We start from the raw sequence: 1,023 nt of genomic DNA, 5'->3' as shown, positions 1-1,023 counted from the left end.
GCTCTTTTTTTGTTATGCAACTAAAGGGCAGGATAGTTGCATAAGAAATTTATTAATTCAAGTGTGATAAAATTCAAAAAAATGATTTGGAGGGGATAATTTGCGAAAGGTAGAAGTAAGTTCGTACAATGAGAAATGGATTCAAATGTTTATGGAAGAGGCTGAAAAACTGAATCTTATTTTTGGGAATGAAATCATAGATATATATCACATAGGTAGTACCTCTGTTCCAGGGTTAAAAGCTAAACCAATAATAGACATAATGCCTGTTGTTAAAGATATTAACAATGTTGATAAATATAATATAGAGATGCAAGAAATTGGATATGTCCCTAAAGGTGAATATGGGATAGTAAAACGTAGATACTTTCAAAAAGGTGGGGACAATCGCTCTCATCACGTTCACATCTTTCAGATTGGGAGTTATGAAATAAAAAGGCACCTGGCTTTTCGAGATTATTTAAAATCGCACCCAGATGAAATGAAGAATTATGGAGAATTAAAAGAAAAATTAGCACAACAATTTCCTAATAACATGAAATCGTACATAAATGGTAAAGATTATTTTGTTAAAGATATAGAACTAAAAGCACTGGAATGGTATGAAGATAATCGCAATTAATCATAAAATAACAGATTATGTATTACTAAGGTGAAAATTTGTCATTAGACAGCTTTTTTATGTTACTAAACCAGCTACTAGTTAGTTTGTGAAGAATAGTACATAAACAAACAGGTGCGTTTGTTTAGGAAGGGTCTTTAAAAATGATAAAGGTTCAATACACGAGAAAAAGGATGGCAAATGCCATCCTTTTTCTCGTGTATTTTGATTAAAATGACTTGTTATTTTGAGTGTCAATACTATTGTCAAAACAAGTTTGCCACCTCTTAACTGAACCTGTTAACAGTTGAAAGTTGACAGTTGACTTTTAAAATATTATTAATCTTGTATGCTGTAAGCTTCTTCAATTGAATCCACAAATATTCCAGCAAAGATAATTTTCCTTACACAATTTTCAACCT

The 1,023-nt window shown here is 30.9% G+C and carries 1 protein-coding gene; it reads left to right on the top strand.

The window, feature by feature from the left end; genetic code table 11:
• The first annotated feature begins 100 nt into the window (after positions 1-100).
• Entirely contained in the window at positions 101-622 is a 522-nt protein-coding gene (locus V7014_RS23285; protein ID WP_335510821.1) for a GrpB family protein, read from the top strand.
• Positions 623-1,023: the final 401 nt, after the last annotated feature.

This window comes from Bacillus sp. JJ722 (genome assembly GCF_036963345.1).
Taxonomy (GTDB): domain Bacteria; phylum Bacillota; class Bacilli; order Bacillales; family DSM-1321; genus Bacillus_AD.
This window is presented reverse-complemented; position numbering and strand designations above follow the sequence as displayed.